This window comes from Streptomyces afghaniensis (assembly GCF_044327915.1).
Classification (GTDB): Bacteria; Actinomycetota; Actinomycetes; order Streptomycetales; family Streptomycetaceae; genus Streptomyces; species Streptomyces afghaniensis.
On sequence record NZ_JBIRGJ010000003.1, the window covers coordinates 707204 to 722676 of the forward strand.

General features: G+C 69.9%; 15 protein-coding genes. 7 read left to right on the plus strand and 8 right to left on the minus strand.

All coding sequences use genetic code 11. The annotated features are described in order from the left end of the window. Positions 1-384 precede the first annotated feature (384 nt). Complete coding sequence (locus ACH4G3_RS13580) at positions 385-1989, plus strand: globin domain-containing protein (RefSeq protein ID WP_397624597.1); 1605 nt, start codon at positions 385-387, stop codon at positions 1987-1989. A gap of 13 nt (positions 1990-2002) precedes the next feature. Here ACH4G3_RS13580 and ACH4G3_RS13585 read toward each other — a convergent pair whose 3' ends face one another. The 5 genes from ACH4G3_RS13585 to ACH4G3_RS13605 form a co-directional block, all read right to left on the minus strand. Then, entirely contained in the window at positions 2003-2485 is a 483-nt protein-coding gene (locus ACH4G3_RS13585) for an NUDIX domain-containing protein (protein ID WP_397624598.1), read from the minus strand. A 133-nt stretch (positions 2486-2618) separates the two neighbouring features. Continuing rightward, the gene (locus ACH4G3_RS13590) at positions 2619-3524 is read right to left on the minus strand and encodes a LysR family transcriptional regulator (protein ID WP_397624599.1); all 906 of its coding nucleotides are present in this window, start codon (positions 3522-3524) and stop codon (positions 2619-2621) included. Between the two features lie 195 nt (positions 3525-3719). After that, positions 3720-4943: a cystathionine gamma-lyase gene (locus ACH4G3_RS13595; RefSeq protein WP_397624600.1), complete on the minus strand. Its 1224-nt coding sequence runs from the start codon at positions 4941-4943 to the stop codon at positions 3720-3722. Next, complete coding sequence (locus ACH4G3_RS13600) at positions 4940-5431, minus strand: low molecular weight protein-tyrosine-phosphatase (RefSeq protein WP_397624601.1); 492 nt, start codon at positions 5429-5431, stop codon at positions 4940-4942. Before ACH4G3_RS13600 ends, ACH4G3_RS13595 begins: the two co-directional genes overlap by 4 nt. A gap of 6 nt (positions 5432-5437) precedes the next feature. Further along, the gene (locus ACH4G3_RS13605) at positions 5438-5815 is read right to left on the minus strand and encodes a phage holin family protein (protein ID WP_010032821.1); all 378 of its coding nucleotides are present in this window, start codon (positions 5813-5815) and stop codon (positions 5438-5440) included. A gap of 60 nt (positions 5816-5875) precedes the next feature. Between ACH4G3_RS13605 and ACH4G3_RS13610 the strand changes: the two genes are divergently transcribed. From ACH4G3_RS13610 to ACH4G3_RS13625, 4 genes are all read left to right on the plus strand, one after another. Continuing rightward, positions 5876-6193 (plus strand): cupin domain-containing protein, encoded by a 318-nt coding sequence (locus ACH4G3_RS13610; RefSeq protein ID WP_020271175.1) that lies wholly within the window; start codon positions 5876-5878, stop codon positions 6191-6193. Positions 6194-6357: 164 nt separating this feature from the next. Next, entirely contained in the window at positions 6358-6570 is a 213-nt protein-coding gene (locus tag ACH4G3_RS13615) for a DUF5326 family protein (RefSeq protein ID WP_020271174.1), read from the plus strand. A 207-nt stretch (positions 6571-6777) separates the two neighbouring features. Next, positions 6778-7626 carry an IclR family transcriptional regulator gene (locus tag ACH4G3_RS13620; RefSeq protein WP_397624602.1) on the plus strand — a complete coding sequence of 283 codons (849 nt, stop codon included), beginning with the start codon at positions 6778-6780 and terminating at the stop codon, positions 7624-7626. A gap of 99 nt (positions 7627-7725) precedes the next feature. Next, positions 7726-8160 carry an SsgA family sporulation/cell division regulator gene (locus ACH4G3_RS13625; RefSeq protein WP_020271172.1) on the plus strand — a complete coding sequence of 145 codons (435 nt, stop codon included), beginning with the start codon at positions 7726-7728 and terminating at the stop codon, positions 8158-8160. A 106-nt stretch (positions 8161-8266) separates the two neighbouring features. On the opposite strand, the gene ACH4G3_RS13630 is transcribed toward ACH4G3_RS13625, so the two are convergent. Next, entirely contained in the window at positions 8267-10027 is a 1761-nt protein-coding gene (locus ACH4G3_RS13630; protein ID WP_397624603.1) for a YibE/F family protein, read from the minus strand. Between the two features lie 254 nt (positions 10028-10281). Between ACH4G3_RS13630 and thiC the strand changes: the two genes are divergently transcribed. Together thiC and ACH4G3_RS13640 are read left to right on the plus strand one after the other, a co-directional pair. Next, positions 10282-12066 (plus strand): phosphomethylpyrimidine synthase ThiC, encoded by a 1785-nt coding sequence (gene thiC, locus ACH4G3_RS13635; protein WP_354737803.1) that lies wholly within the window; start codon positions 10282-10284, stop codon positions 12064-12066. Positions 12067-12144: 78 nt separating this feature from the next. Then, entirely contained in the window at positions 12145-13248 is a 1104-nt protein-coding gene (locus ACH4G3_RS13640) for an NUDIX hydrolase (RefSeq protein ID WP_397624604.1), read from the plus strand. 43 nt (positions 13249-13291) lie between these two features. On the opposite strand, the gene ACH4G3_RS13645 is transcribed toward ACH4G3_RS13640, so the two are convergent. Together ACH4G3_RS13645 and ACH4G3_RS13650 are read right to left on the minus strand one after the other, a co-directional pair. Next, positions 13292-14158, minus strand: a complete 867-nt coding sequence (locus tag ACH4G3_RS13645; protein ID WP_397624605.1) for a hypothetical protein — start codon at positions 14156-14158, stop codon at positions 13292-13294. A 183-nt stretch (positions 14159-14341) separates the two neighbouring features. Then, positions 14342-15433, minus strand: a complete 1092-nt coding sequence (locus tag ACH4G3_RS13650) for a metallophosphoesterase (protein WP_397624606.1) — start codon at positions 15431-15433, stop codon at positions 14342-14344. Positions 15434-15473 lie beyond the last annotated feature (40 nt).

Here is a 15473-nt window from a genome sequence, read left to right on the forward strand (position 1 = left end):
CCTCATTCGTGACGGGGCAAGGGGGGACTTGTGTGCACAGCGGTGGCCGGTAGGGTCGACTCCGGTTCACATCCGGGGCGGCTGACCCGTTCTGTGTGGGCCGCGTACAGGGCAATCCAGTCTAAGGGGACGGAGAGATCGAAAACCCGCGTTTCCGGTTACGGGCCTGAGCCGCCCAGGCGGGTGGGACGCTCGGGTGGGAGTACTGCGGCCAATGTCACACTCTTGCCTTACTTGTCCGTACAGAGCTGGAACACAGGTTGAATGTGGCCGCATTAGCCACGACACCGGATGGGAACGCCGTCCGTCCACGGGGGAAAGCAGGCACCTTCCGACTGGGGAAGTGCGCAGACCGACCGAAAGATGCTCGAGGCGAGGCACACCATGGACGCTCCGACCACCACGTCGGCCGACAACGGCACTTCTGGCGGCGGGGGCGACTGGTTCACGCCCCGCAACAAGCCGACGACGACGCCGGACAACGAGCCCGGTACGCCGGACAACGAGTCCGGGACACCGGACGGCCGACGCCCGGCGGTGATACGCCCGGTGGGCCGGCAGGCTGCCGACCCGGACGCGCCGGCAGACGGCACAGCGGCCCCGCCGCTCCCCGCGGCAGACAGCGCGAGCACCGGTGTGCCGGACCAGGAGCGCGGATCCACGGACGCGATACCCGGGCACGCCCCGACAACAGCGCCGCCCTCCGCCCCCTCTCCCGAGGCCTCGTCGCCACGACCCGCGCCCGCGACGGGCACACCGGCCCCGGCGTCCTTCGCCTCGGCCTCGGCTCCTCCCGCCGAGCCGCGTGTCCCCGCCCAGCGGCCCGGACCGGTGTCGCCCCCGGGGCCGGCCGTCTCCGCGCCGGCCGGCCAAGCCTCCCCGGACGCCGTCCTCATTCGCCGCGCCATGGCAGAGGTCACGCCCGTGGCCGACAAGGTCACCTCGTACTTCTACGCCCTGCTCTTCGTCCGCCACCCCGACCTGCGCTCGCTCTTCCCGGCCGCGATGGACACCCAGCGGGACCGGCTGCTCAGGGCACTGCTCACGGCCGCCGAGCACATCGACAACACCGATGTCCTGGTCGACTACCTGCAGAACCTCGGGCGGGGCCACCGGAAGTACGGAACGCGGGCCGAGCACTACCCGGCCGTCGGCGAATGCCTGATCGGCGCGCTCAGCAAGTACGCCGCCGGCGTCTGGGACGCGGAGATGGAGGCGGCCTGGGTGAGGACGTACACGACGATCTCCCAGGTCATGATCGACGCGGCGGCCGCAGACGAACTGCGTGCCCCGGCCTGGTGGTACGCCGAGATCGTCACGCACGACCTCAGGACCCCGGACGTCGCGGTCGTCACCGTCCGCCCCGACCAGCCCTATCCCTTCCTCGCCGGGCAGTACACGAGCCTGGAGACCCCCTGGTGGCCTCGGATATGGCGGCACTACTCCTTCGCCTCGGCACCCCGCTCCGACGGCCTGCTGTCGTTCCACGTGAAGGCCGTCCCGGCGGGCTGGGTCTCAAACGCCCTGGTGCACCGCGCCCGCCCCGGTGACATCGTCCGGCTCGGCCCGCCCGCGGGTTCCATGACCGTGGACCACACCACCGACAGCGGGCTGCTCTGCCTGGGCGGCGGCACCGGTATAGCGCCCATCAAGGCACTGGTCGAGGACGTCGCCGAACACGGGGAACGCCGGCCGGTCGAGGTCTTCTACGGGGCCCGCACCGACCATGACCTGTACGACATCGACACCATGCTCCGCCTCCAGCAGAGCCACCCCTGGCTCTCGGTCCGCGCGGTCATCGACCAGCTGGCACACCAGCAGCTGCCGGACGCGGTACGCGCCTACGGGCCGTGGAACGAGTTCGACGCCTATCTGTCGGGCCCGCCCGGGATGATCCGCAGCGGTGTGGACGCCCTGCGGGACATCGGCATCCCGTCGGAGCGCATACGGCACGACTCCGTGGAGGAACTGGTCGTGGCCGCGCCCTGATCCGATGCGGGCGTCAGCCCAGGTCGGGTGCGTGCATGGCACGTACGCCCTCGATGTTGCCGTCCAGGTAGTGCCGCAGCGACAGCGGAACGAGATGGACCGAGGCGATGCCGACCCGGGTGAAGGGCACGCGCACGATCTCGTACTCGCCCACCGGCTCCTCCACCTCGGGGCCGTGGCGGAGGGACGGATCCATGGACTCCAGGCGGCAGACGAAGAAGTGCTGCACCTTCACACCCGTCGCGCCGCCGTCCTCCCCGATGTGCTCCACGGTGTCCACGAAGCAGGGCACCACGTCGGTGATCTTCGCGCCGAGTTCCTCGTACACCTCCCGGTGCAGGGCGTCGACAACGGTCGAGTCGTCGGGCTCGACCCCGCCGCCGGGAGTGAGCCAGTAGGGATCCAGGCCCGGCTTGGTGCGCTTGATCAGGATCAGGTCGTCACCGTCCAGCAGAACGGCACGGGCGGTGCGCTTGACCACAGGTCGGACGGTCATGGGTGAAATGTGGCCCGGCTGGTTCCACGTGAAACATCGCGAAAAGTCACCGGCCGAGCTCCCAGAGTGAGGTCCTGCCCGGGCAGCCGTCATACGCGCCCGCGCAACCCGGCACCCGCCCTCGGGCGCCTCCTCAGCACCAGTCGGCCGCCGCCCGCTGCAACCACTCGTGGGCCCGCGCGATGTGGGGCATCGCGAGCGTCCCGGTGCGGACCACCAGGAAGTACGTGCGCAGCGGCGGCACCGCCGGATCGTGCAGGGCGACGACGTCACCCCGCTCCAACGCGGCCGCACACAGATAGCGGGGCAGCACCGCCAGACCCGCGCCCGCGACCACGCACGCCAGAACCGCACGCAGGTCGGGGACGACGACGGTGCCCGGGGCGGCCGGGCGTGAGTCGAAGACGGAGGCCCAGTAGCGGGAGACGAACGGCAGCGACTCGTGCACCTCCACCACGGGCACCTGCTCCAGGGCCGGTTCCGGCTTGCGGTCCGGCTGCCCGGCGCCGATCTGTTCGGCCCAGCGCGGGGCGGCGACGAGGACGTGTTCCTCGTCGCAGAGCGCAGTCGCCGTGAGCAGAGCACCGCGCGGACGGGCCGTGCTGATGGCCAGATCATGATGCCCGGCGGAAAGCCCTTCCAGTGTCTCCTCGGCGTTCCCGAAGGAGGCGCGCAGAGCGAAGCCCTGGCCGTCCTCTCCGGTCAGTTCCGTGAGGGCGGGCAGGGCTCGTTCGGCGGTGAACTCCGGAGGCCCGGCGAGGTGCAGCGTCCGTAAGGAGGAGTCGTCGTCGAGGCCGGTCTCGGCTATCTCCACCAAGGCGTCGAGATGCGGAGCGGCCTTGTGGGCGAGTTCGTCGCCGATGCTGGTCGGGGTCACGCCACGGGCCTGCCGCAGGAACAGGGGGCGGCCCAGCTGCCGTTCCAGTGTGCGGATCTGCGAGGTGACGGCCGGCTGGGAGAGGCCGAGCAGGGCGGCGGCGCGGGTGAAGGAGCCGGCCCGGTGCACGGTCACGAAGGTCCGCAGCAAGGCCAGATCCACCGCACTCTCCCCTCTTCGGCCCCGCTCCCGGCCTCCCGGCCGCGCCCAACTATAAATAAGTCGATAGGTCTCTGTCGCTACTGTGATTGGACACTGACAGAGAGTCAACTAGCCTTGGTCGCGCGGTTCTTGCGCGCGGAACCGGGGGACGGTCCGAGCCACGAGGGGGGAGGCTCGGACCGTCCGTGGGGATGGTCAGGCTGCCGACGTCTCCAGCGCGCGCAGCACATCGGCCACGAGGTCCTCGGGGTCCTCGGCGCCGACCGAGAGGCGGATGAAGCCCTCCGGGACCGCGTCGCCGCCCCAGCGTCGGCGCCGTTCGGCCGTGGACCGCACTCCGCCGAAGCTCGTCGCGTCGTCCACGAGCCGCAGGGCGTCGAGAAAACGGTCGGCACGCGCGCGCGTGGGCAGCGTGAACGACACCACGCAGCCGTAGCGCCGCATCTGCTGCGCGGCGATCTTGTGTGCGGGGTCGCCGGGAAGTCCCGGGTAGCGCAGCCCGGTCACCTCGGGCCGCTCGCGCAGCGCCTCGGCGACGGCCAGGGCCGTCGCGCACTGCCGGTCGACCCGCAGCTGGAGCGTCGCGATCGAACGGTGCGCGAGCCAGGCCTCCATCGGCCCGGGAATCGCACCGACGATCTTGCGCCAGCGGCGTACGGCGGCCATGGCCTCGGGGTTCCGGCCGACGACGTAGCCCAGGAGGACGTCACCGTGACCGGTGAGCTGCTTGGTGCCGCTGGCCACCGCGAAATCGGCGCCGAGCTCCAGGGGGCGCTGGCCGAGCGGTGTGGCCAGGGTGTTGTCGACGGCCACCAGGGCGCCACGCTCGTGCGCCGCCCGCGCGAGCCGCCTGATGTCGCACACGTCGAGGCCGGGGTTCGACGGGGTCTCGATCCACAGCAGCTTCGCGCCGTCGAGGACGTCGAGCTGGGCGTCATCACGGGTGGGCGCGGTGCGCACCTCGATGCCGTACGCCTCCAGCTGGGCGCGCACCAGGGGCAGTGCCTGGTAGCCGTCGTCGGGCAGGACGCACACGTCCCCGGCGCGCAGCTGGGAGAAGAGCACCGCCGAGGTCGCGGCCATGCCGGAGGCGAACACGAGGGTTTCGACGCCGTCCCGGCCGGGCGCCTCCAGCTCGCCGACGGCGCGTTCCAGCAGTGTCCAGGTCGGGTTCTCGTCGCGGCCGTAGGTGTAGGGGCCTGTGGGCTCGCCCGGCAGGTGGTAGTGGGCGGCGAAGACCGGTCCGGGCAGCGCCGGCTCGTACTTGGCCGGCTCGGGCAGCCCGGCCCGCACCGCGCGCGTGCCGTCACCGGCGCCCGCGGCCGCCTGGCCGATGTCGCGCGCCACCGGGCCCGCGGCATCCGCCCGACCGGCGTCGCCTGTCGTCCGATGCGCGTCGCCCGTCGCGGATTCGCTCATGCGGCCTGTCCCTCCACGTCCTCACGTACTGCGGCGAGCAGACCGGCGCTCGCAGCCTCCACCATCTCAAGGCACTCCTCGAAGCCCTCGGCGCCCCCGTAGTAGGGGTCCGGTACGTCGAGGTCGTCGCCGGCGGCGGGGTCGTACGAACGCAGCAGACGCACCTTCTGCGCGTCCTGTTCCGTGGGCGCGAGGCGGCGCAGCGCCCTGAGGTGGCCGGCGTCCAGGGCGACGACCAGGTCGAGGCGGGAGAACCACGACGGCTGGAACTGCCGGGCCGTGTGGCCGGTGGCGTAGCCGTTGTCCTCCAGGACGGCCACCGTGCGCGGGTCGGCGCCGTCGCCCTCGTGCCAGCCGCCCGTGCCGGCGCTGTCGACCTCGACCAGGCCGTCGAGGCCGGCCTCCGCCACGCGGGCGCGGAAGACGATCTCGGCCATCGGCGAACGGCAGATGTTGCCCGTGCAGACGAAGCAGACGCGGTACGTCATGCGCGCTCAGTCCTTGTCGGGCAGGACGACGTGCAGCGCCCAGGAGACGACCGAGATGATCAGACCGCCCAGGACGGCCGTCCAGAAGCCCTCGACGTGGAAGCTGAGGTCGAGCTGGTCGGCCAGCCACGAGGTGAGCAGCAGCATCAGCGCGTTGACGACCAGGGTGAACAGGCCGAGTGTCAGGATCAGCAGCGGGAGGCTGAGGAGCTTGACGACCGGCTTGACCAGGAAGTTCACCAGGCCGAAGATCAGCGCGACGATTATCAGGGTGCCGGCCTTCTTGCCCGTGCTGTCACCGGTCAGGGTGATCTTGTCGAGCAGCCATACGGCGACCGCCAGGGCACCCGCGTTGGCAATCGTCTTGACTACAAAATTCATCATGTGTCTGATCGTGGCAGACCGGATCGGACCTGGGGACACAAGGCAGGGGCGGACAAGACGATGAAGGTATTCCGGCTGGACGAACTGGAGGCGGAGCGCGCCGCCAACGAGGGCGCCTACCTGCAGTTTCTGCGGGAGCAGAACATGTCGGTCGGCCTGTACGCCCTCGATGCGGGCGACCAGGATCCACAGAAGCCGCACAATCAGGACGAGGTCTACTTCGTCGTGAGCGGTCGTGCCGCGGTCACCGTCGGGCTGGAGACGACACAGGTGGCACGCGGAAGCGTGATCTATGTGCCGGCCGGTGTCGCGCACAAGTTCCACCACATCACCGAGGACCTGAGGGTGCTGGTGGTCTTCTCTCCGCCCGAAAGCTGACGCGCCGCCTCAGGGTTCCCTAGGGGGTCGGTCAGGGGAGGACAAGGGATGCGAGGCCCCCGCCGGGCCCCCTCCCCGACCTAGCATCGAGTGCAGGACATCAGGATCCGGAAAGACCGACAGGACCCGGCACTCGAACGGGTGGAGAGGTAAGGACGAGGGCGATGCGAGAGATCTTCACGGGACTGCCGTGGTGGGTGAAGTGGATCGCGGTGCCGGTCATCGCCCTGGTCGTGTTCGGCGGGCTGATCGCCAGTGTGGTCGGCTTCGTCATCGGACTGCTCTTCAAGGTGCTGGTCTTCGTGGCACTGGTCGGCGGACTGATCTACGTCGTACGGAAGTTCACGTCGAGCTCCTCGTCGCGCAGCGACTGGTGAGACCGGTGGGAAACCGGTGGGGGTAGCGGGAAACACCCGGAGTCACCGGTTCCCTCGGCCGGGGGAAGTTTCCGTTCCAGGCCGTCTGCGTGCGGTGGCAGGCGAATAGAGTCCGGAACTCGACGCGGGGACATCCCCGCGAGCGGCATACACCCCCACCCGTGCCCATCGGCACGGTCTGCCCCCCCCGCGCTTCGGGAGTGACCCTTGGCTCCGGCTGACACCGCACCTGTCCACCTGCACACCGTCCCCGCACAACCCCGCTCGGCGCCCCGCTCCGAGCAACCGCCTCCCGCCACGCCACCGCCGCCGGCGACCCTCATCGGGTCCGTGCAGCGCGCGATGCGTCTGCTGGAGACCGTCGCCGCACACGAATACGGCGCTCCCGCCAAGCAACTGGCCCGGGAGACCGGGCTGGCCCTGCCCACGACGTACCACCTGCTGCGCACCCTCGTGCACGAGGGCTATCTGCGCCGGGACAAGGGCCTGTTCTTCCTCGGTGAGGCCGCCGAGCGGCTGAGCAGCAGCGGGGCACGGCAGAAACGTCGCAGCACGGTCGTCGACGCGCTCGCGCACTGGCGGGACGTGCTCGGTGTCCCCGTGTACTACGCGGTGTACCGCGAGGGCGAGATCGAGGTCATGTGCGTCTCCGACACCCCGGGCATTCCCGCGGTCGAGGAGTGGGCCGACTTCCGGGAGACCGGGCACGCGCACGCCATCGGGCAGTGCCTGCTGTCCCAGCTGGACGAGGAGGCCCGCCGGGACCACCTCGACCGCTATCCGGTGCAGGCCCTCACGCCCTACACCGTGCGGGACAACCACAGCCTGCTGCGCCGTCTCGAACGGGTGCGGCGAATGGAACCGGTGACCGAGCGTCAGGAGTACGCCCTGGGCGCCGTCTGCGCGGCGATTCCGCTCACCCTCGGTACGACGGCCGCGACGATGGCCATCTCCCTGCCCGCCCACCAGGAGCACCGGTTGCTCCCGGCGGCCCGGCAGTTGCAGAGCGAGATCGGGAGTCTCCTCGGGACGCTCGCGCTCTCTATCAGTATGTGAAAACTCACTCCTTGTGATCTGCTGTGTACGTTCAGCAAGATTCCACCAAGTGTCAGAGGTTCGTTCCCGGCCAGTCCACGGCGAATGACGGGGTTAGCGATGCGCGAGTCCGTACAAGCAGAGGTCATGATGAGCTTTCTCGTGTCCGAGGAGCTCTCTTTCCGCATTCCGGTGGAGCTGCGCTATGAGACCAGTGATCCCTATGCGGTCCGACTGACCTTCCACTTGCCGGGTGATGCCCCGGTGACATGGGCTTTCGGCCGGGAGCTGCTGATCGACGGGGTCGGCCGGCCTTGTGGGGAGGGCGATGTGCGGGTCACGCCCGTCGAACCGGACTCGCTGGGCGAGGTGTTGATCCGGCTTCAGGTGGGCAGTGACCAGGCGCTGTTCCGGTCGTCGACGGCACCGCTGGTCGCCTTCCTGGACCGCACCGACAAGCTGGTGCCACTGGGTCAGGAAGGCTCGCTCGCCGACTTCGACGCCCATCTCGACGAGGCCCTGGACCGCATCCTCGCGGAACAGGGCGCCGGCTGAGGCATCCACCGGGCGGCACCGTGGAGTAACGCTTCACCGGACGCCCCGAGCCGTGCAGGAACGCTTTCCCTGCGGCGGGGCAGGCGGCTGTGGAGTTCGAGAGGCGTCAGCGCTTACGGCGCCGGCCCTTCCCCCCGCGTGCCGGGACAGCGGCGGCTTCCGCGGCCGGCTGCGCTCCCGGGCGGTCGGCCGAGACCACCAGTGCCGCAAGGGCCGTGGTGACCGGCACCGAGGCGACCAGGCCGATCGAACCGACCAGCGTGCGCACGATCTCCTCCGCGACCAGCTCGCTGTTGGCGACCGTCCCGACACCGCTCTGCGCGATGGAGAACAGCAGGAGCAGCGGCAGCGCGGCACCCGCGTACGCGAGGACCAGGGTGTTGACGACCGAGGCGATGTGGTCGCGGCCGATCCGGATCCCCGCGCGGTAGAGGCCACGCCAGCCCATGGACGGGTTGGCATCGTGCAGCTCCCAGACCGCCGACGTCTGCGTGACCGTCACGTCGTCGAGGACACCGAGCGATCCGATGATGACGCCCGCGAGCAGCAGACCGCTCATGTCGATCGTCGGGTAGAGGCCGTGGATCAGACCGGTGTTGTCGTCGGTGTTGCCGGTGAGCGCGGCCCAGTCGATGAACAGCGAGCCGAGAACCCCGATCAGCAGCAGCGAGACGAGGGTGCCGAGCACCGCCACTGAGGTCCGGGCGGACAGGCCGTGACACAGATACAGGGCGATGAGCATGATGGCGCTCGCGCCCACCACCGCCACGAGCAGCGGGTTCGATCCCTGAAGGATCGCGGGCAGGATGAAGAAGTTCAGCACCATGAAGCTGATGGCCAGCGCGACCAGCGCCATGACACCCCGCAGTCGCCCGACGACCACGACGGCTAGGGCGAAGATGCCGGCGAGCAGCGCCATGGGCAGGCGGCGGTTGATGTCGGTGACCGAGTACTGGAGGTCCTTCGGCGCGGAGGGCTCGTAGGCGACCACGACCTTCTGGCCCTCGTGCAACTGGCGGGACTGGTCCGGCTGGACGATCTCGGTGAAGGTACGGCCCTTGTCCTTGCCGCTGTCGACCCGGATCGTAGCCCGCTTGCAGGTGCCCTGCTCCTGCTGCACCGCGGAGGAGCCCTCGGCGGTGGAGGTGTCGCCGGTCGGCGGGACGCCCGATGCGCCGGCCTCCTTGCAGCTCACCGCCACGACCTTGGTGACCGAGGCCTCCTGTGTCTGCCGGTCGAAGCCGACGCCGGTGCGCTCGTGCGGCGGGGCGCCGCCCGGCCACAGCACGGCGAGACCGACCAGCACGGCGGCGGCGAACGGGATCAGGACCGCCGCGATGACCTTGCGCAGGTGCATGGAGACGGGCGTGGCAGGACCGTGGTTGTGACTGTGCGAGTGCCCGTGCCCGTCGCCCGGGGCGGAGCCGGGCCCGTTTCCGTGACCGTGCCCGTCGTTGCCACCGCCGTGCCCGTCACCGCCACCGCCACCGCCACCGTGCCCGTGGCTTCCGCCGGGACCGTGTCGTTCGCCGTACCCGTCGTCTCCGCCGTACCCGTCGTCTCCGCCGCGCCCGTGGCCTCCGCCGGGCCTGTCGCCGTCTCCGTGCCCGTACCCGTTTCCTCCGCCGGGCCTGTCGCCCTCTCCGGGGCCGTGCCAGCCTCCGGAACCGGCACCGTACGTACCGGCCGGACCGGCACTTCGCCCGCTGCCGGGACCGGGCCTGTGCCCCTGTGTCTGTCCCCGGGCAGGCCCGAGCCCGCCCCCGGCGGCGAAATCGTGCTCGTGTCCACGGCCGTTGCCGTTTCCGGCGCCGGATCCGCGGGGCGGTTCGGGCGGTGGGTAAGGAGGACGCTGCGTCGTGGTCACCGACCGATCATCGCAAGAACGAGGGGGGCCCTCTGTTCACCGCGCCAGAATTGCCGCTAGCGTGGAGGCACCTTTTGTACACGCGGGAGCTCGGAGCACCGGGCTGAGAGGGCGCTGACCTCCGTCCCAGCGATGTTTCACATGAAACATCACCGAAGTCGAGTGATGTTTCACACGAAACGTCGGCAGACGGAAGCCGCTGCGTCGACCGCCGAACCTGTTACCGGGTAATGCCGGCGTAGGGAGTAGGTCTCATGACCAACAAGGACGCACGCACGCCTGCCTCCGTTCAGGACGCACAGTCCGAGGAGGCCGGGAAGTCCATCGGCTGGCACAAGGCGTACGTCGAGGGCAGCCGCCCCGACCTGCGGGTGCCGGTCCGTCAGGTGCATCTCACCAACGGGCAGTCGGTCACGCTGTACGACACGTCGGGCCCGTACACCGATCCGCTCGTCGAGACCGACGTCCGCAGGGGCCTGCCGCCGCTGCGCGAGAACTGGATCATCGCCCGCGGCGACACCGAGGAGTACGCGGGCCGGCCTGTCCGACCCGAGGACGACGGCATCAAGCACACCTCACCCCGCGGCGGCCTGCGCAACCTCGACGCCGTCTTCCCCGGCCGGCCGCGCCAGCCGCGCCGCGGCAGGGACGGCAAGGCGGTCACACAGCTCGCGTACGCCCGCCGCGGCGAGATCACGCCCGAGATGGAGTACGTCGCCATCCGGGAGAACGTGTCGCCCGAGGTGGTGCGTGACGAGATCGCGGCGGGGCGGGCGGTGCTCCCCGCCAACGTCAACCACCCGGAGATCGAGCCGATGATCATCGGCAAGCGGTTCCTGGTGAAGGTCAACGCCAACATCGGCAACTCGGCGGTGACGTCCTCCATCGAGGAGGAGGTCGAGAAGATGACCTGGGCGACCCGCTGGGGCGCCGACACGGTCATGGACCTGTCCACCGGCCGCAACATCCACACCACACGCGAGTGGGTGCTGCGCAACTCCCCCGTTCCCATCGGCACCGTGCCGCTCTACCAGGCCCTGGAGAAGGTCGACGGCCGGGCCGAGGAACTGACCTGGGAGATCTACAAGGACACGGTCATCGAACAGGCCGAGCAGGGCGTGGACTACATGACGGTCCACGCGGGCGTGCGCCTGCCGTACGTGCCGCTGACGGCCAACCGCAAGACCGGCATCGTCTCGCGCGGCGGCTCGATCATGGCCGCCTGGTGCCTCGCGCACCACAAGGAGTCGTTCCTGTACGAGAACTTCGAGGAGCTCTGCGAGATCCTCGCCGCGTACGACGTGACGTACTCCCTCGGCGACGGCCTGCGGCCGGGGTCGATCGCGGACGCCAACGACGAGGCGCAGTTCGCGGAACTCCGGACTCTCGGGGAACTCAACCGGATCGCCAAGCGTTTCAACGTACAGACCATGATCGAAGGCCCGGGCCACGTCCCGATGCACAAGATCAAGGAGAACATCGACCTTCAGCAGGAGATCTGCGATGAAGCTCCGTTCTATACGCTCGGCCCGCTGACCACGGACGTCGCGCCGGCGTACGACCACATCACCTCCGGCATCGGCGCCGCGATGATCGCCTGGTGGGGCACGGCCATGCTGTGTTACGTCACGCCCAAGGAGCACTTGGGCCTGCCGAACCGTGACGACGTCAAGACCGGCGTCATCACCTACAAGATCGCCGCCCATGCCGCGGATCTCGCCAAGGGACACCCGGGTGCCCAGGAGTGGGACGACGCGCTGTCCGACGCCCGCTTCGAGTTCCGGTGGGAGGACCAGTTCAACCTGGCCCTCGACCCGGACACGGCACGGGAGTTCCACGACGAGACCCTGCCGGCGGAGCCCGCCAAGACGGCTCACTTCTGCTCTATGTGCGGTCCCAAGTTCTGCAGCATGAAGATCTCGCAGGACATCCGCCGTGAACACGGCGGCTCCAAGGCCGAGATCGAGGACGGCATGGCCCAGAAGTCGAAGGAGTTCGCGGCGAGCGGGAACCGCGTGTACCTGCCGATCGCGGACTGACGCGGCCCGTGGCATTGATCGCGTAACGGAAAACAGCACGGCGTCGCCTGTCCGGTCCAAGATCCCTACTGTCGTGGCATGGATGGGATCGATGTCGTCAACGGTGTCGTGGGCGCCGCACTCGGCATGGTGTTCGCCGTGCTGTTCCAGCAGCCGCTGCAGGACGCGTGGTACCGCCTGCGCAGACGCTCCACCAGCGCGGTCCGGAGCCTGGGGCGGCGTGACGAGTCGGCGCCCGCCTGGCGGGCGTTCTCCCTCGGGCCGCTCCAGACGTCCGCCCTCATCGTCGAGGGCGACGGAGAGCTGCCCATATCGCCCGAAACCGTCCACGTACACGTACTCGACGAGGAGGTGACGCTGCCCGCGGACATGGCCGGCTGGCGGGACGAGATCGCCGAGGAGAGCGAGCGCCTGCAAGCCGGGGGACGCGCTCCGCTGTGGAACGGCCCACGGTACGCGGTCGAATCCCTCGACATCTCGCGCACGGCACTCGAGGAACGCCCCGAGGTCCACCTGCGGCTGCGCCCGACCGACTACTACACCTTCCTCGCCGCCCAGCAACTCGACCGCCGGCTCCCGGACGGCACCACGCCCAGGTCGCGTTACCTCGACCCGGACGAGCCGCTGAAGGCCCCGGCCTTCCTCCAGTGCAGCCTGGGCGTCAACATCGCGGTGGTCACCGCTGACGACATGCTCGTCGTGACCCAGCGCAGCGACCGGGTCCGTACGGCGCCGGGCGTGTGGAACTCCTCGGTCAACGAGGGACTGTCACGCCACATCGACTCCTCGGGGAGGAACGCCCCCGACCTGCACGCGGTGGCCCGCCGCGGCATGCGGGAGGAACTGTCCCTGGAGGCCGACGAGTACACGCTCGAACTGCTGGCCTTCGTGCTGGACGTGGAGAGGAGGGGCTGGAGTGCGCACTTCTACGCCCGGCTGCGGGAGCTCAAGAGCACGGATTTGCAAGCACGGATGAGCAGGGGTGTCGCCGACCGCTGGGAGCACCAGACCGTCGACTTCGTTCCCTTCCGGCCGACGGCGGTGGTCAGGTACCTGCTGCGGGACGACCGCGTCCACCGATGGGCGGCGACGGCACCGGCGCTGTACCACCTGGCACTCGTCCGTGCATTCAGCCGCCGCACGGTCGAACGGGTCGAGGCGCAGATCCTCCGCCGCCTGTGAGGAAGCCGACTGCGCGGACCGGCGCCGCGCGGCGGCTGGGCCGCTACTCCGGTTGGTGTTCCGGTCCTCCGAAGTCCGGGCTGCTGTAGTCAGGACTGCTGTAGCTGGGCCGCGAGCCGTGCCGGCCTTCCTCCGGGCTGGTGAACCCCGGGCGGTCGTATCCGAGGTGCGGTATCCGGCTGACCGGTGCGGACGAGGACGTGTGGCGCAGCGCCGCGCTCGCGTCCGGATCGACGAGGGCTTCCCGGAGGAACGGCAGGATGCCGCGCTCCAGCAGGGCCTCACGCCAGGCTTCCCTGGCCTTGTCCACCTCTCCCTGCCGCTCGCCGTGCGGATCGACTTCGGCCGTCGGCTTGTTGCGCAGGGCGGTGATCAGCAGTCCCACCGCCGCGACGAGGATCGCGACGGCGGTCACGGCGCCGAACACCCAGCCCGTGGTGAGCATGGTCCGGGCGAACGTCTGCTCGGGGTTGAGCATCTGAAGGATGTAGCCGACGAGCAGGAAGATCGCCGCGGCGGTTCCGGCCAGGACGGGAGCGAGGACGGCGACGACGGCGACGGCGCCCGCGCCGGCGGTCTCGGCGACCTCACCCATGGTGGCGGCGAGGCCCCCCGCGCCCGTGCCCGGCTCGGAGGAGCCGGATGCGCGCACGCCCGCCTGGCCGGACGGTGCCGGCTGGCGCATTTCCTCGCGGACCTTGACGTAGTGCTGGTATTCGGTCGACGCGGCTGCCGTGATGAGCGCGGTGGCGTTCAGCGCCATCGTGCGCAGTTGTTCGGGGTTGAGCCGCTGTCCGACAGCGGCCAGTTCCGGACGGTGTGGTGCGGAGCGCAGCGCCTCATCGAGGATCCGCTCGTATTCCTGGCGGTCCTCGCTCAGCAGGTGCTGCGGAACGCTGTTCATGTGCATCCCCCGATGCTCCGTAGGGCTTGGGGCTCGGCATGCTGACGAGCCGTCGGGCAGAAACGGAGGGGAGCCTGCTACGGATAAGCCGATGGTAGAGCCGTGAAGGTGGGCGGTGACAGGGGGTTTACCGAAATTGGCCCCTCACCGGTCCGGTCCGGTGACGGGAAACGCCTGCCCGGCGAGCGTTCATGTACCCAGCGGCAGTTGCTGGACCAGCAGCTTTCCGGCCATGGTCACGCCGCCGTCCATGGCGATGGCGAGTCCGTCGGCGTAGACGTGCGGACCCTCGACCACGGGGTCGGTGCTGTCGTCGTCCTCCTCGGAGCCGACCTCGCCCAGCAGATACGGAATCGGGCTGTGACCGTGAACGATGCGGGTGCCCCCGTACGTATCGAGCAGGGAGCGCACGGCGTCCGCGCCGCCCTCGTCACGGAAGGAGAACCGCTTGGTGAACTTGCGGAACAGGTCCCAGACCTCGTCCGCGTCGTTGCGCGTGAGCGTCTCGCGGACGGTGTCGTTGACCTCTTCGATGGAGCGGCCGTAGTCGAGGTAGGCGGTGGTGTCGGAGTGGACGAGCAGGTGGCCGTCGACCTCCTCGACGGCGTCCAGGCGGGCCATCCACTGCAGGTGGTGGTCCTGGAGGCGGTCCATGTCGGTCTTCTGGCCCCCGTTGAGCAGCCAGGCCGCCTGGAAAGTGGCGGTGCCGGCGCCGGAGTTGACGGGGGTGTCGCCGAACCGCTTGGCGCCGAGCAGCAGCAGCTCGTGGTTGCCCATGAGCGCTTTGCAGTAGCCGCCGGCCGCGGCGGCCTCGGCGGACAGCCGCATCACCAGGTCGATGACGCCGATGCCGTCGGGGCCGCGGTCGGTGAAGTCGCCGAGGAACCACAGCCGGGCGGTGCCCGCGCACCAGTGGCCGTCGGCGTCGAGGAGGCCCTTCTCCTGGAGGGCCGCCACCAGCTGGTCGAGGTAGCCGTGCACGTCACCCACGACGTACAGCGGGCCCTGCCCGGTGTCGGCCTGCGGGGCTGCGACGGCCTCGGGGTCGACGGTCACCTGCACGGTGTCGCCCCGGTTGATCACCGGCAGATCGCGCTCGGTCGGCGTGTACCCCTCGGGGTAGGCCTCCTCGGGCGGCGGGGCGACCTCGCCGGGCTGGGCGCTGTGGACGTACGGACCGGTCTCGTGGACGTACGCGGGCACCCGGAAGTCGCGCAGCGTCGCCGTCCGCTCCACCTCGGGTCCCTGACCGGCCCCCTGAGTCATCGACCCCTCCACCATCGCGCCGCATCTGCACCGCATCGGACTGCCTGGTCGTAGC